This is a genomic window from Pseudomonas maumuensis, from assembly GCF_019139675.1.
Taxonomy (GTDB): Bacteria; Pseudomonadota; Gammaproteobacteria; order Pseudomonadales; family Pseudomonadaceae; genus Aquipseudomonas; species Aquipseudomonas maumuensis.
Genome location: NZ_CP077077.1, coordinates 1,715,072 through 1,738,597, shown reverse-complemented (window position 1 = coordinate 1,738,597; position 23,526 = coordinate 1,715,072). Strand labels below are relative to the sequence as shown.

Annotated in this window: 22 protein-coding genes; 5 read left to right on the top strand and 17 right to left on the bottom strand. The window is 62.2% G+C overall.

The genetic code is table 11. The features are described 5' to 3' along the window. Positions 1-72: 72 nt before the first annotated feature. The 14 genes from KSS90_RS08025 to flgB all read right to left on the bottom strand — a co-directional run bounded on the left by KSS90_RS08025 (position 73) and on the right by flgB (position 14,666). Positions 73-1,491 carry a flagellin N-terminal helical domain-containing protein gene (locus tag KSS90_RS08025; RefSeq protein ID WP_217868929.1) on the bottom strand — a complete coding sequence of 473 codons (1,419 nt, stop codon included), beginning with the start codon at positions 1,489-1,491 and terminating at the stop codon, positions 73-75. 312 nt (positions 1,492-1,803) lie between these two features. Continuing rightward, positions 1,804-2,733, bottom strand: a complete 930-nt coding sequence (locus KSS90_RS08020) for a ketoacyl-ACP synthase III (protein ID WP_217868928.1) — start codon at positions 2,731-2,733, stop codon at positions 1,804-1,806. A 284-nt stretch (positions 2,734-3,017) separates the two neighbouring features. Continuing rightward, positions 3,018-4,580, bottom strand: a complete 1,563-nt coding sequence (locus tag KSS90_RS08015; protein ID WP_217868927.1) for a flagellar hook-associated protein 3 — start codon at positions 4,578-4,580, stop codon at positions 3,018-3,020. Positions 4,581-4,592: 12 nt separating this feature from the next. Continuing rightward, positions 4,593-6,632, bottom strand: coding sequence for a flagellar hook-associated protein FlgK (flgK, locus tag KSS90_RS08010; RefSeq protein ID WP_217868926.1), 2,040 nt, complete (start codon positions 6,630-6,632; stop codon positions 4,593-4,595). A gap of 10 nt (positions 6,633-6,642) precedes the next feature. Further along, positions 6,643-7,839 carry a flagellar assembly peptidoglycan hydrolase FlgJ gene (gene flgJ, locus KSS90_RS08005; protein ID WP_217868925.1) on the bottom strand — a complete coding sequence of 399 codons (1,197 nt, stop codon included), beginning with the start codon at positions 7,837-7,839 and terminating at the stop codon, positions 6,643-6,645. A gap of 11 nt (positions 7,840-7,850) precedes the next feature. After that, positions 7,851-8,960, bottom strand: coding sequence for a flagellar basal body P-ring protein FlgI (locus KSS90_RS08000; protein WP_437180064.1), 1,110 nt, complete (start codon positions 8,958-8,960; stop codon positions 7,851-7,853). 12 nt (positions 8,961-8,972) lie between these two features. Beyond that, positions 8,973-9,668, bottom strand: coding sequence for a flagellar basal body L-ring protein FlgH (flgH, locus tag KSS90_RS07995; RefSeq protein WP_217868923.1), 696 nt, complete (start codon positions 9,666-9,668; stop codon positions 8,973-8,975). Between the two features lie 79 nt (positions 9,669-9,747). Continuing rightward, entirely contained in the window at positions 9,748-10,533 is a 786-nt protein-coding gene (flgG, locus tag KSS90_RS07990) for a flagellar basal-body rod protein FlgG (protein WP_110738588.1), read from the bottom strand. A gap of 48 nt (positions 10,534-10,581) precedes the next feature. Further along, positions 10,582-11,322, bottom strand: coding sequence for a flagellar basal-body rod protein FlgF (gene flgF / locus KSS90_RS07985; protein ID WP_217868922.1), 741 nt, complete (start codon positions 11,320-11,322; stop codon positions 10,582-10,584). A gap of 161 nt (positions 11,323-11,483) precedes the next feature. Then, positions 11,484-11,678 carry a hypothetical protein gene (locus KSS90_RS07980; protein WP_217868921.1) on the bottom strand — a complete coding sequence of 65 codons (195 nt, stop codon included), beginning with the start codon at positions 11,676-11,678 and terminating at the stop codon, positions 11,484-11,486. Positions 11,679-11,747: 69 nt separating this feature from the next. Then, positions 11,748-13,070, bottom strand: a complete 1,323-nt coding sequence (gene flgE / locus KSS90_RS07975; protein WP_217868920.1) for a flagellar hook protein FlgE — start codon at positions 13,068-13,070, stop codon at positions 11,748-11,750. Between the two features lie 30 nt (positions 13,071-13,100). Continuing rightward, complete coding sequence (gene flgD, locus KSS90_RS07970; protein WP_217868919.1) at positions 13,101-13,799, bottom strand: flagellar hook assembly protein FlgD; 699 nt, start codon at positions 13,797-13,799, stop codon at positions 13,101-13,103. Between the two features lie 13 nt (positions 13,800-13,812). Further along, positions 13,813-14,256, bottom strand: a complete 444-nt coding sequence (gene flgC, locus KSS90_RS07965) for a flagellar basal body rod protein FlgC (protein WP_023629792.1) — start codon at positions 14,254-14,256, stop codon at positions 13,813-13,815. A 2-nt stretch (positions 14,257-14,258) separates the two neighbouring features. Further along, complete coding sequence (flgB, locus tag KSS90_RS07960; RefSeq protein WP_217868918.1) at positions 14,259-14,666, bottom strand: flagellar basal body rod protein FlgB; 408 nt, start codon at positions 14,664-14,666, stop codon at positions 14,259-14,261. 352 nt (positions 14,667-15,018) lie between these two features. On the opposite strand from flgB, the gene KSS90_RS07955 reads away from it, so the two are divergent. Beyond that, on the top strand, positions 15,019-17,595 hold the full coding sequence (locus KSS90_RS07955; RefSeq protein WP_225933141.1) for an autotransporter family protein: 2,577 nt from the start codon (positions 15,019-15,021) through the stop codon (positions 17,593-17,595). A gap of 71 nt (positions 17,596-17,666) precedes the next feature. On the opposite strand, the gene cheR is transcribed toward KSS90_RS07955, so the two are convergent. Then, positions 17,667-18,494: a protein-glutamate O-methyltransferase CheR gene (gene cheR, locus KSS90_RS07950; protein WP_217868917.1), complete on the bottom strand. Its 828-nt coding sequence runs from the start codon at positions 18,492-18,494 to the stop codon at positions 17,667-17,669. Positions 18,495-18,545: 51 nt separating this feature from the next. Further along, on the bottom strand, positions 18,546-19,475 hold the full coding sequence (locus tag KSS90_RS07945; RefSeq protein ID WP_050706714.1) for a chemotaxis protein CheV: 930 nt from the start codon (positions 19,473-19,475) through the stop codon (positions 18,546-18,548). 63 nt (positions 19,476-19,538) lie between these two features. Here KSS90_RS07945 and flgA point away from each other — a divergent pair, with 63 nt between their 5' ends. From flgA to KSS90_RS07925, 4 genes are all read left to right on the top strand, one after another. Beyond that, positions 19,539-20,288 (top strand): flagellar basal body P-ring formation chaperone FlgA, encoded by a 750-nt coding sequence (flgA, locus tag KSS90_RS07940; RefSeq protein ID WP_217868916.1) that lies wholly within the window; start codon positions 19,539-19,541, stop codon positions 20,286-20,288. A gap of 177 nt (positions 20,289-20,465) precedes the next feature. Further along, complete coding sequence (gene flgM, locus KSS90_RS07935) at positions 20,466-20,780, top strand: flagellar biosynthesis anti-sigma factor FlgM (protein ID WP_217868915.1); 315 nt, start codon at positions 20,466-20,468, stop codon at positions 20,778-20,780. Between the two features lie 46 nt (positions 20,781-20,826). Beyond that, positions 20,827-21,294 carry a flagella synthesis protein FlgN gene (locus tag KSS90_RS07930; RefSeq protein ID WP_217868914.1) on the top strand — a complete coding sequence of 156 codons (468 nt, stop codon included), beginning with the start codon at positions 20,827-20,829 and terminating at the stop codon, positions 21,292-21,294. 90 nt (positions 21,295-21,384) lie between these two features. Continuing rightward, entirely contained in the window at positions 21,385-22,128 is a 744-nt protein-coding gene (locus tag KSS90_RS07925) for a flagellar brake protein (protein WP_217868913.1), read from the top strand. A 66-nt stretch (positions 22,129-22,194) separates the two neighbouring features. Here KSS90_RS07925 and KSS90_RS07920 read toward each other — a convergent pair whose 3' ends face one another. Beyond that, positions 22,195-23,523 (bottom strand): MFS transporter, encoded by a 1,329-nt coding sequence (locus KSS90_RS07920; RefSeq protein ID WP_217868912.1) that lies wholly within the window; start codon positions 23,521-23,523, stop codon positions 22,195-22,197. Positions 23,524-23,526 lie beyond the last annotated feature (3 nt).

Below are 23,526 nucleotides of genomic sequence, written 5' to 3'. Positions count from 1 at the left end.
TCGAACTCCTCATGTCAAAAAAGCGAAAGGGCACGTAAACGCGCCCTTCCACCTCTTACTCAGGCGCCTGAATTACTGAAGCAGTTTCAGGACCGAGGAAGGCAGCTGGTTAGCCTGCGACAGGATCGCAGTCGAAGCCTGCTGCAGGGTCTGCTGCTTGGTCAGCTCTGCAGTTTCCGAAGCGAAGTCCACGTCCTGCACGGTGGAACGGGCAGCGGTGGAGTTCTTCTGGATGTTCTGCAGGTTGTCGACGGTGGTGGTCAGACGGTTCTGGGTAGCACCCAGGCCCGAACGGACGCTGTCGATCGAACCGATGGCCTTGTCGATAACGGCCAGGGCGTTCTGGGCCTTGGTGGCGTCGGTGACGTCGGTGTTGGCGATGGTGGTCTTGACCGACGAAGCGTCGGTACCGGCGTCGAACAGGCCGGTAACACCAGCGCCGCTCAGAGCGTAGCCCTTGGCCGAGTCCAGGTTCACAGCGCCAGTGGCGATCAGGCCGTCAGCCAGAGCGACGCCAGCACCGTAGGCGCCCGAGCCGTCCTTGGTTGCAATAGTGATGGTACCGGCAGCGGTGGAGTTGGCGAACGAGATGTTCTCACCGGTGTCGGACTTGACCGACAGGGTGCCTTTGGCTTCGTCGTAGTTGACGCTGATGCCCAGTTTGGCAGCGTTCGACTTCAGCTGGTCAGCCAGGTTGGCGGTGTCTTTGACGCCGACGAACTTGGTGGTCTGGCCGCCAACGGTCATGTCGAAGGTAGCAGGAGCGGTAGCAGCACCGGCGCCGACAACGAACTGAGCTTCGGTGCTGGCGGTAGCGCTCAGGCCACCAATGGAACCGTTCAGCTGGCTGGCGATGGTCTTGGCGGAAGCGCCAGCAGCGATGGTGACCGCAGCGGTCTGGCCGTTACCGGTTACGTTGACCAGGCCACCGGCAACACCGGTGTTGCTTGGAGCAACGCCCATGCTCTTGACCTGCTGGGAACCGATGTTGCTGGCAGCAACGTTTTCCAGGGTCAGGTTGATGGTTTCGTTGGCGTTGGCGCCGACCTGGATGGCCTTGGTGCCGTAGGAACCGTCCAGCAGCTTCTGGCCACCAAAGGTGGTGGTGGTGGAGATACGGTTCAGTTCGGCAGTCAGAGCCTGGTATTCGTCGTTGTTCGACTTACGGTCGTCGGCGCTCAGGGAGCCAGTGGCCGAGGACAGTGCCAGGGTACGCATTTTCTGCAGGATGTCGGTCGAAGCCTGCATCGCGCCTTCGGCGGTCTGGGCGATCGAGATACCGTCGTTGGCGTTCTTGACTGCCTGGCCCAGGCCGTTGATCTGGCTGGTCAGACGGTTGGCGATCTGCAGGCCGGCAGCGTCGTCTTTGGCGCTGTTGATGCGCAGGCCGGAAGACAGGCGCTGCATCGAAGTGGTCTGGGCGGTGCTGGCCTTGTTCAGGTTAACCTGAGTAGTAACCGAAGCAATGTTGGTGTTTACAGTTAAAGCCATGACGAAATCCTCGTTGGATGGGTACTGCGGCTTCCGGCCCTGGCATCCGCCGGGTATGGCCTAGAGAACCTTCGTAATGTTTATCGTCGTCTGCGTGGGTTGCTTGAGGGCATTTTCGAAAAAAAAATGCCATCACCCAGCCACCCCCATAAAATCAGGGGTTTATCGATTCGGCGACGGACGATCGGGGCCTGCTGTACAGGCCATCGCGGGGCAAACCCGCCCCCTTCCATAGGGACCACTCCAACCCTTTTGCGCATAAAAAAACGCCTGGCGGAATACGCCAGGCGTTTTTTTCGAGACCGCCTCGAATCAGTCGCGATAGATAATTGCCGAACCCCAGGACAACCCCACACCGAAACCACTGATGGCCACACGCCGCCAGCTGCTATCGAACATGTGCTTCTGCAGCAGCAGCGGCACGCTGGAGGACACGGTATTACCGGTCTCGAGCATGTCCTTGACGAACTTCTCCGGATGCTGCTCCTCGAAGCGTCGCGCCACGGCATCGACGATCGCCGCACTGCCCTGGTGAATGCAGAACGCATCGATGTCCGAGGACTGCAGGCCGCTGGCCGCGAGCAATTCATGCAGGTGCGCCGGCACCTTGACCAGCGCGAAGTTGAATACCTGGCGACCGTTCATGAAGAAGGTGCCATCACTGACCTTCAGGTGCTCGGCACCCGAGCCGTCGGTACCGAAACGCGCCTCACCCAACTGCCAGACGGCATTTTCGCCCATCCAGGTGGCGGTGGCGGCATCGCCGAACAACATGGTGGTGTTACGGTCTTCCGGATCGACGATCTTCGAATACGGGTCGGCAGTGATCAGCAGGCCGTTTTTCAACCCCGCCGCCTGCATGAAACCCTTGATGGCGTAAAGGCCATAGACATAACCGGAGCAGCCCAGCGACACATCGAAGGCCGCCACGCGAGTCGACAGACCCAGCTTGTTCTGGACGATCGCCGCGGTGTGCGGCAAGCCCTCTTCGTCACCGTTCTGGGTGACCACGATCAGCACATCGATCGCCTGCGGATCCAGCTCCGGGTTGTTGGCGAACAGTGCCCGGGCCGCCTCGACACAAAGGTCGGACGTCTCCTGCTCCTCGGCCTTGCGCGGCAGGAAAGAGGCGCCGATCTTGCCGAACATGAACTCTTCGTCCTTGCCGAACTTCGCACCCTGGACGTAGTTGTCCAGGCCAGCGGTGGGCACATAACTCGCGATGCTTTTGATGCCAATCATTCTGGCTTCCCAATGAAAACAGCCAAAGACCGCCACTCGATGAATTGAGGGCGCCACCTACCGGGTCGAGGGCCATAGGCCTCGGCCAGGCCGACATCTGGCCTGCCCTTCTGCGCACCGGTAACAAAATGCTGCAGCAGCTGCCGCATAGAATACAAGGAAGATGCACGATTTGACTCATTAGTCACAGTCAATTATCGCGGAGCTCGTCTCGCGGCAGCGGGCCAGACACGAAAAAGCCCCGGCAGCGAGGCGCTGGCCGGGGCTTTTTCGTGAGCGCGCACTCAGAGCTTGTTGAACAGGCTCAGCTGCGAGATACGCGAGAAGGCCAACTGAGAAGCTTCGAGCATGGCCTGCTGCAGCGTCAGCATGATCGACGCCTCGGCCATATCGGTGTTACCGATAGCGTCCTGGGTAACCTTGTTGGCCGTGGTCAGGCTGGTGTTTTCCTGGCGCTGGATATCGATCGAGTTGCCGCGCGCACCGATGGAACCTCGAGTGATATCCACCTGCTCGCGGGCACTGGCGAGATTGGCCACCGCCGAGGCGACGGCGTTTTTGATCGCGATGTTGTCGCCCGCGGTGCCAGGTGGCGCATCCAACGCCGAACGCAGCTGGCTGAGGGTTTCCAGCACGCTCTGGTTCTGATGGTTGTTCGCGTTGACGGCGAACTGGTCACCCGCCTGCGGCGTGCCAGACACCTGGTAAGTCACACCCGCCACCGTCAGCGACGGCGCGGTGAAGGTCCCGCTGCCTACCGGCTTGCTGTCGGCAGTCAAAGGCTGGGCATAGAACTCGTAAGTGTTGGCACCGGTAAACTTGATCACCGCGCCATTACTTGGGAAGGTGCTGCGGTAAGCTGCCTGGTCGGTCACGGCACTGCTGGTGACCTGCGCGCTGGAGGGGTTGCCGGCGCCACGCACGGTGGTCAGCGAATCGGGACGGGCCTGCACACTGAACTCACGACCGGCGAAGACGGCATTGGCGTCATCACCTTCTTTCAGCGATGCCGTGATTTCGAACTCGACTCCACGCAAGGCGATGCGGTTTCCCCCCTCGGCCTTGCTGTCGAAAGTGCCATTGGTCGGCGTCTCGGCGGTGATGTCGTTGCCCAGCGCATCGGTCACCGTGTACTGGGTGGCGCTGGTGAAGGTGATCTTGTACGGCTGGCCTGCGGTGAAGCTGCTGTTGAAGCTGTTGTTCGAGGTCAGCAACCCCGGCGAAAGCGCGACCTTGCCGTCATCAACCGGCGGCGCCACCAGGCTGGACTCGGTACGGCTCTTGTTCTTGGCCGAATCGAAGATACTGAAACCCGTGTCGTTGGTAGCCAGGCTCAAGGTGTCGGAGACCTGCAGGCTCAGCTGGGTCTGGTCGCCCTGGTAGCTGTAGCTGCCATCGGCATTACGCACATAGGGTGGCGACGAGGTCTTGGTGCCACCGAACATGTAGTCGCCATTGGCATCGCGCGAGTTGAGCAGGCCGAAGATATTGGCCTCGATCTCTTTCAGTTCGCTGCTGATGGAAACCCGATCGGCGTCGGTCACACCAGCGCCACCAGCACGCAGGGCCAGCTCGCTGGCGCGCTGCATGGCCTCGTTGATGGTGGCCAGCACGCTCTCTTCCTGCAGCAGCGAGTTGTTCACCGTGGTCATGTTGCCGTCGTACTGTTTGAGCAGCGCCTGCTGCTGTTGCAGCAGCAACAGGCGTGCAGCGCCGACCGGATCGTCGGCGGCGGTCTGGATGCGCACACCGGTGTCGATCTGCGTCTTGCTCTTCATCAAGTCAGCGAAGTTCTTGGTGTAGCTACTGGCGCTCGACTCATAGAACTGAGCAGTGGAAATACGCACGATGGCTACTCCTTAAAGGGCGTTGATCAGAATGCTGAAGGTTTCCTGCGCCGCCTTGATGATCTGCGACGACGCGGTGTAGTAGTGCTGGAACTTGATCAGGTTGGCCGCCTCATCGTCCAGGTTGACACCGGAAACCCCATTGCGACTTTCCTTGGCCGAATTGAGCACGGCCGTGGTCGCAATGGTATCGATTTTGGCCTGGTTGGCCTTGGCGCCGACGCGCTCGACCAGCGAGGCGTAGGACGATGTGAAGCTGGTACCGCCACCGGAGTTCACACCGACCGTGGATTTGGTCTGCAGCCCCAGCAGCGCCTGGGCGTTACGGTTGTCGGCCTTGCCGTCGGCGTTGAAGCCAAAGCTGAAACTGTCGTTGGCGGCCGGGCTGCCGCCCACCGTGGTCTCGACACTGAACTTACGCGGATTGCCGCTGCCATCGAGGATCGGCGCGCCGGTGGCATCACGCATCGGCACGTTGATGGTCAGCTTGTTGTCCTGACCGGGCACGATGGTGCCGGTACCGATCGAGTTGCCCTTGGCATCGAAAATCTCATAGGCCTGCGTGCCACCGCTGGCCGCCTGGAACACCATGCGCACCGGCATCGAGTGCTTGATTGAGTCCTGGATCAGCGCGGTGTCGGCACCACCGTAGATATTCAGGTTGGTACCGAGATTCGGCGGGGTGATAGTGCCGCTGCCGGTATTGCCGCTGCCGACGATGCCATTGATCGGGCCGGCGAACGCCAGCTTGTTGGCGTCCGTGAGGGTAGTATTGATCGACGCCGCCGCCGTGCGCGTCGGAATCACCTTGAAGCTGTCACCAGCGGCAAGACCGCCACCATTGAGCTTGAGGGTGAAGCCGTCGATCACCGGCGGGGGCGTGGTGGTCAAGTCGAAGTTGCCCATGTCGGTGCCGTCGGAGCGACGCACGCTGTACTGGTTGGGGCCGGTGAACTTGACCTCATAGTCGTAGGTGGTCAGCGCGCCACTGTTGGCGATGGTCACATCAAGATTGCCGGAACCTGCGCTGTTCCCCTCGGAAGCCAGGCTGCGCTGGCTGATCGCCGCAGCGCTGTTGATGCTGGAAAACAGCGCGCTGCCGAACTGTCCATTGGCATCCAGGCCCTGACCCAACTGGCTGTTGATGCTGTCAGCCACCACCAGGGCTACACGACCCAGCTCGTTCATCGACGGATTGAGCACATCCTGGCGGTAACGCAGCAGGCCGCCGATCTGCCCACCGGTGACCACCGAAGTGACGTCCGAGGAGAAGGTCGGATAGTTGATCTGCAGGCTGTACTGGCTCTTGTCCGTGGCACTCGGCACCGCGGTCAGGGTATTGGCGCGGTTGCCGGTGACCAGCGATTGGCCATTGCCCAGATACACGTCGTAGTTGCCGTCGCGCTCCTGCACCGTGACGCCGACCAGCTCATTGAGCTGACGAACCGCTTCGCTGCGCGCATCCAGCAGGTTGTTCGGCGAGGCGCCGGATGCCGACAGCTGGGTAATCTGCTTGTTCAGGTCAGCGATGCTCGACGTCAGCTTGTTGACCTGGCCTGACAGCGTATCCAGCTGGCTGTTGATGCTGTCGTTCTGCTTGTTCATCTCGCTGGAGATGGCGTTGAAGCGATTGCTCAGGGTCTGTGCCTGGGTCAGCAGCAGCTGGCGGGAGGCCACATCACCCGGCTTGGCCGAAGCGGTCTGCAGCGCCGAGAAGAACGCGGTCAGTACCGAGCTGATACCCGTGCTGCTTTCGGCCAGCAGCTTGTCGATACCCGTGATCTGATCCTGGAACGCCGCCGCGTCGGTGTTGAGCGAGGTGGCGGTCTGCAGTTGATTGTCCAGGTAGGCGTTGTAGATGCGCCGCACATCCTGCAGCGTCGTGCCGGTACCGACGAAACCGACACCGATATTGTGCGAGGCGCCCGTGCCCTGGATGATCTGCTGCCGAGAATAGCCAGAGACCGCTGCGTTGGCGATGTTGTTACCCGTGATGGCCAACGCGGTCTGGCTGGCGTTCAGGCCGGAGAGCCCGATCGAGATCAGAGACATGCTTCAATCCTTATAGATTCGTGTTAGTGCCGGCCATGGCGTATTCCTGGGTCGGCTGCAGTTGCCGGGCAATGCTGATGATCTTGCGGGCGTAGTCCGGATCGGTCGCGTAGCCAGCCTTCTGCAGCTCTCTTGCAAACTGTTCTGGGTTATCGGCGGCGCCGACGGCATCTTTATAGCGGTTGTTGTTCTGCAGCAGGCTGACCAGGTCGTGGAAGCTGTCTTGGTAGGAGCCGTAGGAGCGGAACGCCGCGGTTTCCTTGACGAACTGACCACCACGGAACTCGCTGGTGATCGCCCGCGCCTCGCCACCCTGCCAGTTACCGGTGGCCTTGATGCCGAACAGGTTGTGGCTGCTGCTACCGTCGGGGTTGCGCATGACCGACTTGCCCCAACCGGTTTCCAGCGCGGCCTGGGCCACCAGGTAGCGTGGGTCGATACCGATGCGCTTGGCCGCCTGTTCGGCCATCGGCAGCATGGTGGCGACGAACGCGTCGCTATCGCTGAAAGCCTTGTTCGGTGCCAGCGGCGGCTGGGCGACGGCCCGGCCGAGAATACGCATGCCCTCGCGCGGCGCGGCAAAGGCCTGGGCTGGCTGCCAATCGCCGCGAGCAACGCCGGCGAGCGAAGGGCCATTATGAGCGGGCACAGCCGTGTCGCCGCCATTTGCGCCGGCAACGGCGGCTGGCGGTACGATGCCCGCCAACAAACGGTCGGTCAGCTTGCCCGGCAACGCCAGACGACGCGAATTGAGCGCCGCCACATCGTTGCGCCCGGCCACAGGCTGCTCGGCACGCACAGGGTTGGCCATACGACTGCCCCACAATGCAGGAGCAGCAACGTCGGTTCGTGGGAACGGGCTGTTGTTGACGCTCGCCTTGTTCTTGCTCAACTGGCGCACCAACACGTCCTGCAGACCGATACCACCGCCTTGGCGGGACATGCTCACCGCCAACTGCTGGTCGTACATGTCACGGTATTGCTTGACCGTATCGCTGTTCATCGGACTGTCTTCATCGGCCATCACATCGGTGGCCTTGCGCGATGCCTTGAGCATCTCGCTGACGAACAGCGACTCGAACTCCTGGGCCACCTTGCGGATATTGCCCTCACTGTCACGATCGCCATGCTTGAGCGAACCCAGGCGATTGAGGTCGGTGAAGGCTCCACTGTCGGCGGCACCGGAAATCAGGCTTTTCGGATTCATCCCTGGCGTCCTCAGATCACGATCAGGTCGGCCTGCAACGCGCCGGCCTGCTTCAGGGCTTCGAGAATCGCCATCAGGTCGCTCGGTGCCGCGCCAACCTGGTTCACCGCACGAACGATCTCATCCAGCGTGGTACCCGGGCCGAACTTGAACATCGGCTTGGCTTCCTGCTCGGCGTTGACCCGCGAGCGCGGCACCACCGCAGTCTGACCATTGGAGAACGGCCCCGGCTGGCTGACGATCGGGTCTTCGGTAATGGTCACGGTCAAACTGCCGTGGGTCACCGCCGCTGGCGAGACCTTGACGTTCTGGCCAATCACGATGGTGCCGGTGCGCGAGTTGATGATGACCTTGGCCACGGCCTGGCCCGGGTCGATCTCGAGGTTCTCGAGAATGGACAGGTAATCTACACGTTGACTGGGGTCCATCGGCGCGGTCACCCGCACCGAGCCACCGTCGACTGCCTGCGCCACGCCCGGGCCCAGCAGCTCGTTGACCTTGTCGACGATGCGCTTGGCGGTAGTGAAGTCCGGACGATTGAGGTTCAGGGTGAGACTGTTGCCCTGATTGAATCCACTCGGCACCGCCCGTTCCACCGAGGCGCCACCCGGAATGCGGCCAGCCGACGGGACATTGACGGTGATCTTCGAGCCATCACGGCCTTCGGCGTCGAAGCCGCCCACCACCAGGTTGCCCTGAGCGATGGCGTAGACGTTGCCGTCGATGCCCTTGAGTGGCGTCATCAGCAAGCTGCCGCCGCGCAGGCTCTTGGAGTTACCGATCGAAGACACGGTGATATCGATCACCTGCCCAGGCTTGGCGAAGGCCGGCAGGTCGGCATGCACCGACACCGCCGCAACGTTTTTCAACTGCACGTTACCCGACCCCGGCGGCACCTTGATACCGAACTGCGACAACATGTTGTTGAAGGTCTGCAGGGTGAACGGCGTCTGGGTGGTCTGGTCACCGGTGCCGTTCAGGCCTACCACCAGACCGTAGCCAATCAACTGGTTGGCGCGCACGCCGGAAATGCTGGCGATGTCCTTCAAGCGTTCGGCATGGGCACCGAAGGCGAAGGACAGAAGCAGTGTCGCGGCAATCAACCGCCTAGCGTTGAACATGGTCATCCGTACTCAGAAAGGCCAGAGCGGGCTGATGAAGAAACGGTCCAGCCAACCGGGCTGGCTGGCATCGGCGAACGAGCCGGTGCCCGAATAGGTGATGCGCGCGTCGGCCACACGGGTGGACGGCACGGTGTTGTCCGTGGCGATGTCGTCGGCACGTATGAGGCCGGCGATGCGCACCAGCTCCTCGCCGGTATTGAGGGTCATCCACTTCTCGCCGCGCACGGCGATGATGCCATTGGGCAGCACCTCGGCCACGGTGACGGTGATCGAACCGGTCAGGGTGTTGCCTTGGGTCGCCTTGCTGTCACCTTTGGTGGAACGGTCACCGCTGTAACCGGCCTCGAGGGTGAGATCGCCGCTGCCCAGCGGGTTGTTGGTGTTGGGCACGGTACCGAACAGCGAGGTCAACCCAAGGTTGGCCTTGCTGTTCTTCTGAATCTGCGAGCCGGCGTTCTTGCTCGCCGAAGTGCGCTCGTTGAGGGTGATGGTGATGATGTCGCCAACCCGGAACGCCTTGCGGTCGGTATACAGGCCCTGCTCGAAACCGGCCTGGTAGATCGAACCGTTGTTGGCCGCTGCCGGCAACGGGGTGCGCGGCAGGACCGGCGCGTAGTACGGATCGTTGGGCTTGGGCGTCGGCGCGACGCAACCGGCCAACGACACCGCCCCCCCCAGGGCGAAAACGGACAACAGACGCTTCATGACTCTTACCTCTAGGCGAAACAGGCGCTGCAACAGCGAGCGAATGGTCAGCGGCCCGCACCCGGCGGGCTGCCAGGGCTTACAGCTGCTGGGTGACGAACGACAGCATCTTGTCGGCGGCGGAGATGACCTTGGAGTTCATCTCGTAGGCGCGCTGGGTGGTGATCATGTTCACCAGCTCTTCGACGGTGCTTACGTTGGACGCCTCCAGCATCTGCTGCTCGGTGGTGCCAAAACCGTTCAGGCCCGGCGTACCGACCTGCGGCGCGCCGCTGGCGGCAGTCTCGAAGAACAGGTTGCCGCCGATGGCCTGCAAACCCGCCGGGTTGATGAAGTCGGCGGTCTGGATGTTGCCGATAACCTGCGCGGCCGGGTTGCCCGCCGTGGTGATCGACACGGTGCCGTCCTTGCCGACGGTGAAGGTCTGCGCGTCCGGCGGCACGACGATGGCCGGCTCCAGGGCGAAGCCGTTGGCGGTGACGATCTGGCCGTCGGAGTTCAGGTGGAAGGTACCGTCACGGGTATACGACACGGTGCCGTCAGGCTGCAGGATCTGGAAGAAACCGCGACCGTTGACCGCCATGTCCAGCGGGTTCTCGGTGGTCTGCAGGCTGCCGGCGGTGAAGCTTTTCTGGGTGCCGACGATGCGCACGCCAGTACCGACCTGCAGGCCCGAAGGCAGCTCGCTATCCTGGGTCGACTGCGCGCCAGGCTGACGCTTGATCTGGTAGAGCAAATCCTGGAACTCGGCGCGATCACGCTTGAAGCCGGTGGTCGACACGTTGGCCAGGTTGTTGGAGATGACCGCAAGGTTGGTGTCCTGGGCGGACAGGCCGGTTTTAGCGACCCAAAGAGCCGGAAGCATTTAGTGTTCTCCTCGTGCGCCTGTTTTACGGCACCCGTTCAAATGTAATTAGCCGATTTGCAAAACCCGAGCCATGGCTTCATCGCCTTCCTTGGCCGCGTTCATCATCTTGACGTGCAGTTCGAACTGGCGGGACAGCGCCAGCACCGAGGTCATTTCCTCGACGGCGTTGACGTTGCTCGACTCCAGGAAACCGGACACCACACGCACGTTGACATCGGCGTCGGCCGGCTGGCCGCTGGTGGTGCGGATCATGCCGTCCGGGCCCTTGGTCAAACCCTTGATATCCGGGTTGACCAGCTTGATCCGGTCGACCTCGGCCATCACCCGCGGGTCCTCGCCCATGGCGCGAATGCTGATGGTGCCGTCGTCGCCAACCTCGACCTTCTGCTCCGGCGGGATCGCGATCGGGCCGCCATTGCCGATTACCGGCATGCCGTTACCGGCACGCAGCACGCCCAGGGCGTCAATATTGAGGCTGCCGGTGCGTACGTAGGCTTCGCTGCCGTCCGGCGCCTGAACGGCGATGAACCCCTTGCCGGCAACCGCCACATCCAGTTCGCGACCGGTCTCGACCAGGGCCCCTTCGCTGAAATCGGTGGCCGGGCGCTCGGTCATGGCAAAGGCACGCGCCGGAAAGCTGTCGCCGAACACCGGCATCGAACGGGCCTGCTCCAGGTCACGCTGGAAGCCGTTGGTGGAAACGTTCGCCAGGTTGTTGGCATGGGCCTTCTGCGCCAGCGCGTTCTGGCTGGCGCCGGTCATGGCCACATAAAGCATCTTGTCCACAGCATCTCCTCTACGCGAACCTTGCCGCGCTATCGTTGGCAAGGGAAAAGCAATTATCGAACCAACATTACAAAGGCCCTGTAACACAGGGCTTTCAGGGCATTCAATGGCGCCTGGCGTCAGTTTGTCGGCGATTAGTTGCCGCAGGCGGCAACCGCGCGTCAGTCGTCACGGCAAGCGCCGTTCCTATAGGGGCCGGAATGCCGCTTCCAGCCCTCGCCCGGATCGTTGGCCGAGCACATGTAACGACCGGTCGCCAGGCTTTGCCACTGATACCAGGGCGCCGGCGCGGCACGCAGCGACAGCGCAACCAGCAACGCACCGGCCACCACCACGAACACCGACAGCTTTTTCATGACATCGCCCTCCGCACTGCCAGATGTGAAAAAGCCCCTGCAAGCAGGGGCTTAGTCACGCCACGATCATCAGGTCATCTGGATGATGGTCTGCATGATGGTGCTTTCGGTGGAAATGGTCTTGGCGTTGGCCTGGTAGTTGCTCTGCGCCTTGATCAGGTTGACCAGCTCACCGGTCAGGTCGACGTTGGAGTCTTCCAGGGAGCTGCCAGCGATACGGCCCAGGGTACCGGTGTCCGGCTCGCCGATGATCGGCACGCCCGAAGCGTAGGACTCTTTCCAGGCGGTGGCACCGACCGGCGTCAGACCCTGCAGGTTGGCGAAGTTGGCGATCACCACCTGGCCGATGACCTTGTTCTGGCCGTTGGTGAAGTTGGCGAACATGTTGCCGCTCTGATCCACGGTCAGGCCGGCCAGCTCACCGGTGGCATAGCCGTCCTGGTCCTTGGCGGTGGTGGCCGAGGCCGCGTTGTACTGGGTGGTGGCCAGCATATCCAGGGTCACACCGCCGGCACGTGCGGTGGCGCCATTGCCAACCCAGGCGCCTGCGGCGTTCTTCTCGGCCGGCACCCAGTTAGTCAACTGGAAGGTCTTGTCGGGAGCGATAGTCAGGCCACCCGTGACCGCACCAGCAGCCATGGCCGCAGTGTCCAGTTTGCCTCCGGTGGTGAACGGCAGTTTGTTGGCCAGAGGAGTGGTCAGCGCCGGGTTGGCGGGGTTGCGACCATCGATGGTGGTGTACATGGTCCAGGAGTTGGTGCCGGCATCCTTGACGAAGTACTGGTTCATCTGGTGCTCGTTACCCTGACTGTCATAGATCGGGGTATTGAAGGTGTAGTTGTAGCTTTTGACATTGGTCGGATCGAATGGAGAAACCGAAGGCGCGGCATCACTGGAGTTCAGGTTGACGGTCTCGGAGATGCGACCGGTCGGCTTCGGCGACAGGTTGGAAGTATCGATCTTCAGGTTGGTCAGCGAACCCTGGATGACCTTGCCGTTCTCATCCACCGGATAGCCTTGCAGGTTGGCGCCGTTGGCATTCACGACATAGCCTTCCTTGTCGCTGTAGAAGGCGCCGGAACGGGTGTAGATGCGCGAGCCGTTGTCGTTCAGGGCGAAGAAGCCGTTGCCGTCGATGGCCATGTCCAGCGCCTGGCCGGTGCCATTGATGTTGCCCGGGTTGAACATCTGCGAGACCGCCATGGTCTTCACGCCGCTGCCCACCTGAGTCTTGCCGCCCGCAGTACCACGGATGGACTGCGAATACTGGTCGCCGAACTCGGCGCGCGAAGCCTTGAAACCACTGGTGGCAACGTTGGCAATGTTGTTGCCGGTAACGTTCAGTGCCTTGTTCGCCGCATAGAGACCGCTAAGGCCGATATTGAAAGACATGTACTCGCTCCTTGTGCCGATTCTGCGGCGTTAAATTCCGATGGTGGTGACTTTGGAGATGCCGACTTTGCCGATACCGGCGAGGTCGAGCATCATCTCGCTGCCATTCTGGAAGCTGACACTGTTGACCTTGGCCGGCAGCAACGTGGCCAGCGTCTTGGCCTTGCCGTCGACCTTGGTTTCGGCGCTGAAGGTGTAGGTGCCTGGGTCGACCTTCTCGCCTTTGTCGTTGGTGCCATCCCAGATGAAGTCAGCGGTGCCAGCCTTCTGCGCACCCAGCTCGATGGTCTTGACCACGTTGCCGTCCTTGTCCTTGATGGTGACCTTGCCTTCGGTGATGTTCGACGGCACCACGACCTGGCCATTGAAGCTCTTGGTGGTATCGACCACCGCCTTGTCGGTCGCCACGATCACCGAACGACCGACCAGCGAGGTGGCCTGCAGCGCCTGGGACGAACCAATGCCGGTGAGGATGCCGTCGACCGACTCCTTCAGCGACTGGATACCTTCGAGGCTGCTGAACTGCGCCAATTGCGCAACGAACTCGCCGTTGTCCTGCGGGTCGAGCGGGTTCTGGTTCTTCATCTGCGTGACCAGCAACTGCAAGAACGCATCCTTGCCCAACGCGCTGCCGGCCTGACCGGTGCTGGCGTTGTTCTTGTTGTTGGGCTTCTGCAGGGACTCCAGATAGCCGCTGCCGACCTTGTTATCGGTATTGGTGGTAGTCATTTAGGCTCTCTGCTTACTGACCCAGGGTCAGCACTTTCTGCATCATGTTCTTGGCGGTGTTCATCAGCTCGGCGTTAGTCTGGAACGCACGACTGGCGGAGATCATGTCAGCCATCTCCTCGACCACGTTGACGTTCGGGTAGTAGACGTAGCCGTCCTTGTTCGCCGCCGGGTGGTTTGGCTCGTAACGGGCCTCGAGGTTGCTCTGATCCTCGATGATGCCCTTGACCTGCACACCCTGGCCCGCTTCGCCCTGATCTTCGAACAGCGACTGGCCGGCGCCACCCTGAGCCTGCTGGAAGGTGGTGGCGAACACCGGATGACGGGCGCGGTAGGTCTGGTCGATGCTCGACGAGACGGTCTCGGCGTTGGCGATGTTCGAGGCAACGGTGTTCAGGCGCGTGTTCTGCGCACTCATGCCGCTACCGGCGATATTGAAGACACTGGCAAGGGACATGGTCACTCTCCGCGCAGGGCCGATACCAGCCCTTTGAATTTACTGTTGAGCAGGGTGAAGCTGGCCTGGAAGCCAACCGCGTTTTCCGTGTAGTTCGATTGCTCGATCTGCGCGTCCACGGTGTTCTGGTCGATCGACGGCTGCATCGGCGTGCGGTACTTCAGGGTGTCGTCCATCATCGCCAGGCCCTCGGCCTCGATGTGGCGGCTGTTGGTACGATCCAGGGCGATGCGGCCGTTCTGCTGCTTGTCGGACTCGGCGGCGAGCACGGACGAGAAGTCCATGTCGCGCGCCTTGTAGTTGGGCGTGTCGGCGTTGGCGATGTTGTTGGCCAGTACTTCGGCGCGCTGGGCGCGGAAGCCCAATGCCTTTTCGTGGATGCCGAGCGCCTTGTCGAAGCTGATGCTCATATCGGGGAACCTTCAGAGGTTGACCAGAGTTTCGTTGGCTTAGCTTTAGCAAGGGCTGTGCCAACCCTCGCAGCACCCGCAAACAGTGGAGGTTGCTGGCCATACGGCAGATGGCAATGCCAGAAAAGCGGCAAAGTGCTTCCGCTTCGAACGCGGCGAGCGGCAATTGGCAGGCGGCAAAAGCGGCAAAACAAAAAATTGACGTCAAGCAGACGTGTCCATTGGCCAGCATTACAGGTAGCATTCGCGCCCCGCGCAGTGCCGTGGCACGAAGCCACTATCGGAGAGCCCATGGTTTCCAACCACGCATGGATGCGCGTTGATTTTTCAATGTTTTCCAAGGATAGAAACCGTGGCTTTGCCAACCGTCCGCAAAACGCTCATCACCCTCGCCATAAGCGCCGCCCCTCTACCCTCCCTGGCCCAGACCATCACACTGGACGACAGCGGGTTGCGCCGTGAACATCAGCTCATCAACGACGACCTGACTATTTCCGGCAGCTTCACCGGGCGGGACAGGAACGCCATTCACCTGTCCGACAGCAGGGTCATGGGTGACCTGTCCCTCGCCAGCGCCATCAATGACAACGACCGGACTTTCAGCGACAGCACGCATCAGACCGATGGCATCCATATAGCCAGCAGCAGCCTCGGCGGCCAACTGACCAACACCGGCAATGTCAAGACCACCAGCCTCGGCGGTGCCGCCCTGCGCCTGCGGGCCAGCACCGTCGACGGCGACCTGCGCAACCTGGGCCAGCTCAAGTCCACCACCGGCGTCTTCGCTGTCAGCGGCGTGCAGAACTACGGTATTGACCTGGCCTCCCCCAACACCGGCACCACGCTAGTCAGGGGCGATGTACTCAATGCCGAGGGGGCGCTCATCGAGGCTTCCTCGCCTGAAGCGCGCGCCATCAACGTGGCCGGCGCCAACCTGGAGGGCAAGGTCATCAACCGCGGCCTCATCCGCGCGACCAGCAGCAACGCTATCGGCATCCTGGCCACGTCCAGCCCCGACAGCCGCGCGATCGGCGCCGTGCTTGCCGGCATCGAGAACCACGGCGAGATCTTTGCCGGCGCCGAGGGCATCGTGCTCGATGGCGCGACCCTGACCGACACGCTCGGACGGCACATCATCAACACCGGCCGGATCACCACCAGTGGCACTGCCATCAGAATCGGCAACGTCGCCCTCGATGGCCCAGGCATGCAGCCTTGGCAGAAGGCCAATGGCGACGTGAACATCTTCAACAGCGGCAGCCTCTGGGCCGACGTCGCCATCGATGCCAGCGCAAGCAGTCACCCGGTCGAGCTGATCCTGCGCGAAGGCAGCGAGATCTACGGCACCCTCACCGGAATCGCCAACATCGAAGTCGAGGGCGACAGCACCTACGGCACCACCGTCATCAACCGCGGCAGCGCCGATATCCGCCTGGTGAACGACGGCTGGCTCGATGTCGGCAGCGCCGGCGATCCTCCCGTCACGCTTCACTTCGACTCCGACCACACCCGCATCGACGGCAACCTGCGCGTGGCCGACAACTCGGCACTGGGTATGCTGCTCTCCGAGATGACCGCCCCCAACGAGGCCATCGTCAAGGTCAGCGGCATCACCGAGTTCGGCCAGAACGCCAGGATCGCCCTGACCCCGGAAGGCGATGATTTCCAGGCAGGCGGCACGCGCTACCTGCTGCTCGAAGCCGGTCGGGTGAATGTGCTCGACGCCAGCGGCACACCCAAGGTCGTCAGCACCTCGGCGCTGCTGAATGTCACGAGCAGCACCCTCGAGGACAACAAGGTCTACGCCACCGTCAGCACCAAGCCCACCGAAGCGCTCGATCAGATCGTCACCGCCCAAGGCGGTAACGGCAATGCGCAACAGGCGCTGCGTAGCCTCTCCCAGGCAGGTTTGCTGGCACGCCTGAGCAATCAGGACCCCTTGTTCCTTGCCGCCGCCCGCGCCGACGAGGCGCAACTGGCCAGGCTCGCCGAGCAGTTGGCACCCGAGGTCAGCGATGGCGCGCGACAGGCCGCCCTCGCCAGCCAACGCCTGATCGGCAACGCCATCGATGGTCGCGCCTACGGCTTGCGTACCCACACCGCCAGCGCACCCTCCCACGCGCCAAGGGTATGGATGCAGTCGCTGTACAGCGATGCCAGCCAGCAGCGACGCGACGGCATTGCCGGCTACAACGCCCACAGCCGGGGCATGGCGATCGGCGCCGACGGCCAGCTGAACGACCAGCTCAGCCTCGGTACGGCCTACAGTTTCATCGACACCGACGTCAACGGTAAGCGCGGCAACAAGACCCAGGTGCAAAGCCATGCGTTCTCGCTGTATGGCAGCTACACCCTGGACAACTACTTCGTCGATGTCAGCCTCACCTATGGCCTCAACGACAACGAAGGCAAGCGCGAAATCGCCGGCACCCGCGCCAAGTCCGACTACGACAGCAACCTGCTAGGCCTGAACCTGGTCGGCGGCTACGGCTGGCAGGTCAATCCGCGCCTGCTGGTCGAACCCCGCGTCGCCGCACGCTACAGCCGCGTCGATGTCGACGGCTACCGCGAGAAAGGCTCATCCGCCGCGCTCAAGGTCGAGGACCAGCGCTACGAAGCCATCGAGCTGGGCGCCGGCATCCGCCTGGCCGGTAACCTGCCGCTGGGCGCGGGCACCCTGCAGCCGCAGCTGAAGCTGATGACCTACCACGACTTTGCCGCCGACCCAGTACAGAACACCTCCACCTTCGTGCTCGGCAGCAACGCCTTCGTCACCCGTGGCGCCAATGTATCGCGCAATAGCTACGAGGCCGGCCTGGGGGTCGACTACAAGCTGGGCGCGGTGAGCGTCGGCGTGAGCTACGACTACGTCGGCAAGTCGGGCTTCGATGCCGATGCATTCTCGGCGCGAGTGCGCTACGCGTTCTGATCGCACGCAGCGCTTTTCACACCGCCAGCAAAAAGGCCGGTATCTCGCGATACCGGCCTTTTTGTTGCCATTCACTTGGCCTGGTAGATGATCCCCGGGCTGCACTGGACCATCTGGTAGTGGTCAGGCAGCCCATTGAGCGCCTCGGACGCGCCGAGGAACAGATAACCCCCGGGCTTGAGAGTGCCGTGAATACGCATGAGGATGTCTTTCTTGACCTGAGCCGAGAAGTAGATCAAGACATTGCGGCAGAACACGATGTCGAACTTGCCCAGCGGCGCATAGCTGTCGAGCAGGTTGTACGAGCGAAACTCGACGCGACTGCGGATCGGCGGCTTGACTGCCCAGCGCCCTGGCCCCTTGGTGTCGAAGTAGCGCTGCAGGCGCTCCTGCGACAAGCCGCGGGCGATAGCCAGGCTGTCGTACTCACCGGTCTTGCAGTTGTTGAGCATGGCACCGGACAGGTCGGTGGCAACGATCTGCGCACCCATCTTCAACTGACCGAGGTTGGTCCGCTCGAACTCGTCGATGGCCATCGAGAGCGAGTATGGCTCCTGCCCGGAGGAACAGGCCGCCGACCAGATGCGCAGGCGCTGGCCCGGGTTGTTCTTGATGAACTCCGGGATCACCTTGCTCTTGAGCACCTCGAACGGGTAGGTGTCGCGGAACCACAGCGTCTCGTTGGTGGTCATGGCATCGACCACCTGCTCGCGCAAGCCACCGCGTGGCTGGGTCTGGATGCGCTGCACCAGCTCGCCCAGCGACTTGATGCCCTGTTGCTCCATCAGCTTGTTGAGACGGCTGGAGACCAGGTACTGCTTATTCTCGCCCAGCAGGATGCCACAGGCTTTCTCCAGGAAGACCCGGAACTGTTCGAAATCCAAATTACCCGTAGACAATGCTGCCGCCTCTTCTTAAATCGCTAGCGCCGGGGACGAGCCCCGGCCGTTTCAATGACTCGCCTTGATCCGATCGACCACGCGCTGGGCGAGGTCATCCGGCCTGAACTTGGCCAGGAAGTCATCGGCACCGACCTTCTTGACCATCGCCTGGTTGAACACCCCAGACAACGAAGTATGCAGGCAGATGTGCAGCTTTTGCATGCGCGGATCGCTGCGGATCTCCGCCGTGAGGGTATAGCCGTCCATTTCCGGCATTTCAATATCCGAGATCATCATGAGGAACTCCTCCTCCGGTCGCTTGCCCTCGTCCACCAGCTTGCGCAGGTAATCCAGGGCCTGACGGCCATCGTTGAGCGCCACCACCTCGACGCCCACGGTCTGCAGGCAACGACTCACCTGCTTGCGCGCCACCGACGAGTCATCGACGGTCAAAACCCGCAGCATCACCGCCTTGTCCTGCACCTCGGCATCGATCACACCGTCCGATACAGACTCGGACGATGGCGCCACCTCGGCCAGCACTTTCTCGACATCGATGATCTCGACCATGCGGTTGTCGACCCGGGTCACGGCGGTCAGGTAGTGATCACGCCCGGTACCCTTGGGTGGCGGATGGATCTCTTCCCAGTTCATGTTGACGATGCGCTCCACCGAATGCACCAGGAAGCCCTGGGTCTTGGTGTTGTATTCGGTGATGATCACGAAGCTATTGCGCGTTTCTTCCTTCAACTGCGGAAGGCCCGTGGCCATCGACAGGTCCAGGATCGGGATGGTCGCCCCCCGAATGTTGGCCACACCGCGCACCACCGGATGAGACCGTGGCAGCAACGTCAGGTCCGGGCACTGCAAAACCTCCCGCACCTTGAACACATTGATGCCGTAGAGCTGATCGCCATTGAGGCGAAACAACAGCAGCTCCAGGCGGTTCTGCCCCACCAGTTGCGTGCGCTGGTTGACCGAATCCATCACTCCAGCCATGCCGGACTCCTTCAACGATTGCCTGAGTACCAAATCGGCACGGGCTTTGCTTTTTTGAACGCCATGTACACGAAAACGACAAATTTCCGACGACTGACGCGCCTGTTGACCGGCTCACTGGCCGCCCTGTGCCTGCTGGCACCCGGCATACGTACGCTGGCGGACGCTTTTACCTTGCCTGAACAGCTTATCGGTGTCACTCAAGGGTTTCTTGAATTCACCGTAGAGGATTATCTGGCAACCACCCAGACTCCAGGCCGCTACGAAATCCAGGTGAACACCTTGGACCCGCGCCTGCGCATGCCGCTGTGCAGCCAGCAGCTGGATGCCTCGCTGGAAAGTTCGACGCCCCTGGGCCGGGTCACGGTACGAGTACGCTGCGACGGCGCGGCGCCATGGACGGTTTTCGTCCCGGCCCAGGTCCGCCTGTTGCGCGACGTAGTGGTGATGACCCGCCCGCTGAAACGCGAAAGCGTGGTCGGCGAAGGCGATGTGGCCATGCGCGAACGCGATGTAGGCACCCTCGGCCCCGGCTACCTGACTCAGCTAGACCAGGCGCTGGGCATGAAGCTGCTGCGCCCCACGGTGCTCGACCAGGTGCTGACGCAACAGCACTTGGAGCAGGCCGAAGTGGTGCGCAAGGGCGACCATGTAGTGATCATCGCCCGCAGTGGCAGCCTCAGCGTGCGCATGCCGGGCGAGGCACTGGACAAGGGCGGCCTGCAAACGCAGATCCGCGTACGCAACCTGAACTCCAAACGCGTCGTAAAGGCGCGAGTCACTGGGCCCGGCCAGGTCGAGGTGGCCATGTAGCGACACCCGGCGTCGGGATACTGACAGAACGCTGGCGATGTGGAACCGCGCGCCCTAAACTGTGTCACACATCGGGTTACGCACGCGTGCCGAGAGGCGGAGATGCATTCACGCCTAAAGTTTTGCTCGGGTAGGCCGAAAGCAAGGCATGCGTCCTAATTCCCAGGGGTTTTGAACATGGTCATCGACTTCAGTCGTCTAAACAATTCTCCGTCCGTCACGGGCGGCGTTCGCGGCAATGCCGCACCTGGCACCGCCGATAAAGCCGGCCCGGCCAGTGAAGCGCCAAAGCAGGCCAATGCCAGCGGAGAAGCCGTACACCTGAGCCCAGAGGCCCAGCAATTGCAGAAGATCAGCGACAAGCTGCGCGACCAGCCAACCGTCAACAGCGCCCGTGTGGCCGAGTTGAAGCAAGCGATCGCAGATGGCAGCTACAAGGTCGATGCCGACCGTGTCGCCAGCAAACTGCTTGATTTCGAAGCCCAGCGCTGACCTTCAGGCGCGCTGACTTCAAGGACGCAACCGCCAAGAGTTAGCCATGCACGACATCACCTTGCTGCAACTGATCGAAAACGACATCGCGCCAACGCAGGAACTGCTCGAACTCCTGCAAAACGAAGCGATAGCCCTGCACGGCCGGGATATGCTGGCCCTGGAGCACATACTGGCCCGCAAACAGTCGTTGATCATCTTGCTCGAGCAGCAGGGCAAGCGCCGCAGCCAACTGCTGCTGGACCTCGGCCTGAGCGCCGATCGTACAGGTGCGCAGGCGCTGGCCGCGCAGTCGAGCAACGGCGAGGCCATCATGAGCCGACTCGATGCCCTGGGCGAGCTGATGGATGCCTGCCAGCAGGTCAACGAGACCAATGGCCGAATCATCCAGGTGCAGCAACAGAGCACGGCCAATCAGATCAGAATCCTTCAGGGTGGCGATTCTCCGTCACTCTACGACAGCCGTGGCGGCACCTCGCCAATGGCCAAGCCCCGCGCACTCAGCCAAGTGTGATTAGTTCTATCTTAGTTGTATCAAGGCACGGAACATACTGGCAAAATGCCGTAACTTGCGTGTGCCGTTTTGCCTGGAGATTGATAACCCGTGTTCAATGAATCCGATGCTCCCCAGCCCCCAAAGGTGCTGACCACCCCTTTGGAGATCGCGGCCAACTTGCGCCAGCTGCTGGATAGCCACGACCCGCTGATCATCAGCTTCCATGAGCGCAGCCAGCGGTTCCAGAGCTATGTGGTGCATGTCGACCGGGAAAGCGGTGTCCTGGCACTGGATGAAATGATCCCCCGCGACGGCGAGAAGTACATCGAGAGCGGCGAACCCTTCCGCATCGAAGGCTTCCACGACGGCGTGCGCATCGCCTGGGAAAGCAGCACACCACTGACCATCACCGAGATCGACGGCCACCGCTGCTACCGTGGCCCGCTGCCCGATGAAGTGACCTATCACCAGCGCCGCAACGCCTTCCGCGCCGCGCTGAAGCTGTCGCAACTGGTCGACGTGACCCTCGATGGCACCCACCTCAAGGGCAACGGCGCGCTGCGCGGCAAACTGCTGGATATCTCGGCCACCGGCTGCAAACTGCGCTTCGACGGCAACGTCGAGGACCGCCTGCAACTGGGCCAGGTCTACGAGCGCTTCAAGGCCGGCAACCCGCTGGGATTGAGCGACACACTGGTCGAACTGCGTCACCTGCATTTCGAAGAGCGTATCAACACCACCTTCGCCGGGGTGCGCTTCCACAACCTCAACGGCCAGGCCCAGCGCAAGATCGAGAGCTTCGTCTACCAGCTGCAGCGTGAGGCGCGGCGGTTTGACAAGGACGACTATTGATCACCGCCAGACCATGAAAAACGCCACCCATCGGGTGGCGTTTTCATTAGAAACTGAGCAGGCCACCTAGGATACCGACCTGCTCTCTTCGCTCTGCGGCCGCGCAGCGACATCCTCCTCGGTATCCTCCGCCGCCACCGGCGCCTGCATCACCTCCTGCACCGTCTGCTCATCCACCCGTGGGTCGAGCGCCGCCGACAACGGCGAGCCTGCCGCCGGCATCGCCACGTGCCCCAACGGCGCGTCCTGGACCTGGTGCAGCCCGGTGACTGCCTTGGGCCGAATGCGCCACACCAGCACCAACGCGAAGAACACGAAGAAGGCGTAGAGCATCTGCGCGCCCAGCAGCTTCATCAGCACCCCGGCCGCCAATGGCCCGATACAGGCACCCACACCATAGGTGACCAGCAGCATGGCGGTCAGCGAGACCCGCCGTTCGCTCTCCACATGGTCATTGGAGAACGCCACCGCCAGGGGATACAGGCAGAACTGCAACAGCGAAATGACGAAGCCCATGGCGAACAGCAGCTCGAGCGGAACCCCCGGCAGGATCGCCAGCGGTGCGGCAGCCAAGGCCAGGCCGATGGCCACGCTGCGGATCAGCACGGCGCGGTCATAACGGTCGGAAAGCCAACCCAGCGGCCACTGCACCAGCAGCCCGGCGAAGATGCAACTGCCCATGAACAGACCGATCTGCTCGGTGGTCAGCCCCTGGCTGGATGCATACAGCGGCGCCAGGCCATAGAAAGAGCCGACGATCAGGCCCGAACCGAGCACCGTGGACAGCGATTGCGGCACGCGCTTGATGAAGAACTTCGGCTCCATCGGCGCCGGGCGCAACGGCGCAGGGTGAATGCGCCGGGTCATGGCCACCGGCACCAGGCAGAGGGCAAAGCACATCGCCACCAGCATCAGCAGTTCCGGCCCCAGCTGTGGATGCACCACCAGGATCAACTGGCCGAGCACCAGCCCCAGGTAGGAGGCGATCATGTAGCCGCTGAATACCGCGCCGCGGTGCTTGGCGTCGGCCTGTTCGTTGAGCCAGCTCTCGATGACCATGTACTGGCACATCATCCCCAGGCCGACGATCATGCGCAGTCCGATCCACACCGGCAGCCAGTTGGTCAGCCCATGCCCAAGCACCGCCGCGCCGACGATGCCGGCACAGGTGGCATAGGCGCGGATATGCCCGACCCGGCCAATCAGCCGGTGTCCCACCTTGCCCCCTACCGCCAGGCCGAAGTAGTTGGCCGCCATCAGCGCACCGATCCACAGGCTGTCGACGTGATCGGCGGCCAGGCGCAGGGCCAGGTAGGTACTCAGCAGACCGGAACCGATCAGCATCATCAAGGCAGCGAAGTACAGCGACTGAAACGGCTTCCAGATATTTCGCATACG

Excerpts from the sequence above, each read along its gene's own strand:
- flgA (WP_217868916.1), top strand. The coding sequence starts at position 19,539 with ATGTACACGAAAACGACAAATTTCCGACGACTGACGCGCCTGTTGACC.
- flgG (WP_110738588.1), bottom strand. The coding sequence starts at position 10,533 with ATGCTTCCGGCTCTTTGGGTCGCTAAAACCGGCCTGTCCGCCCAGGAC.
- flgE (WP_217868920.1), bottom strand. The coding sequence starts at position 13,070 with ATGTCTTTCAATATCGGCCTTAGCGGTCTCTATGCGGCGAACAAGGCA.
- flgK (WP_217868926.1), bottom strand. The coding sequence starts at position 6,632 with ATGTCTCTGATCTCGATCGGGCTCTCCGGCCTGAACGCCAGCCAGACC.
- KSS90_RS08020 (WP_217868928.1), bottom strand. The coding sequence starts at position 2,733 with ATGATTGGCATCAAAAGCATCGCGAGTTATGTGCCCACCGCTGGCCTG.
- KSS90_RS08025 (WP_217868929.1), bottom strand. The coding sequence starts at position 1,491 with ATGGCTTTAACTGTAAACACCAACATTGCTTCGGTTACTACTCAGGTT.
- flgD (WP_217868919.1), bottom strand. The coding sequence starts at position 13,799 with ATGACTACCACCAATACCGATAACAAGGTCGGCAGCGGCTATCTGGAG.
- flgB (WP_217868918.1), bottom strand. The coding sequence starts at position 14,666 with ATGAGCATCAGCTTCGACAAGGCGCTCGGCATCCACGAAAAGGCATTG.
- flgH (WP_217868923.1), bottom strand. The coding sequence starts at position 9,668 with ATGAAGCGTCTGTTGTCCGTTTTCGCCCTGGGGGGGGCGGTGTCGTTG.
- KSS90_RS07980 (WP_217868921.1), bottom strand. The coding sequence starts at position 11,678 with ATGAAAAAGCTGTCGGTGTTCGTGGTGGTGGCCGGTGCGTTGCTGGTT.
- KSS90_RS07920 (WP_217868912.1), bottom strand. The coding sequence starts at position 23,523 with ATGCGAAATATCTGGAAGCCGTTTCAGTCGCTGTACTTCGCTGCCTTG.
- KSS90_RS07945 (WP_050706714.1), bottom strand. The coding sequence starts at position 19,475 with ATGGCTGGAGTGATGGATTCGGTCAACCAGCGCACGCAACTGGTGGGG.
- flgJ (WP_217868925.1), bottom strand. The coding sequence starts at position 7,839 with ATGAATCCGAAAAGCCTGATTTCCGGTGCCGCCGACAGTGGAGCCTTC.
- flgM (WP_217868915.1), top strand. The coding sequence starts at position 20,466 with ATGGTCATCGACTTCAGTCGTCTAAACAATTCTCCGTCCGTCACGGGC.
- KSS90_RS07930 (WP_217868914.1), top strand. The coding sequence starts at position 20,827 with ATGCACGACATCACCTTGCTGCAACTGATCGAAAACGACATCGCGCCA.
- flgC (WP_023629792.1), bottom strand. The coding sequence starts at position 14,256 with ATGTCCCTTGCCAGTGTCTTCAATATCGCCGGTAGCGGCATGAGTGCG.
- KSS90_RS08000 (WP_437180064.1), bottom strand. The coding sequence starts at position 8,960 with ATGTTCAACGCTAGGCGGTTGATTGCCGCGACACTGCTTCTGTCCTTC.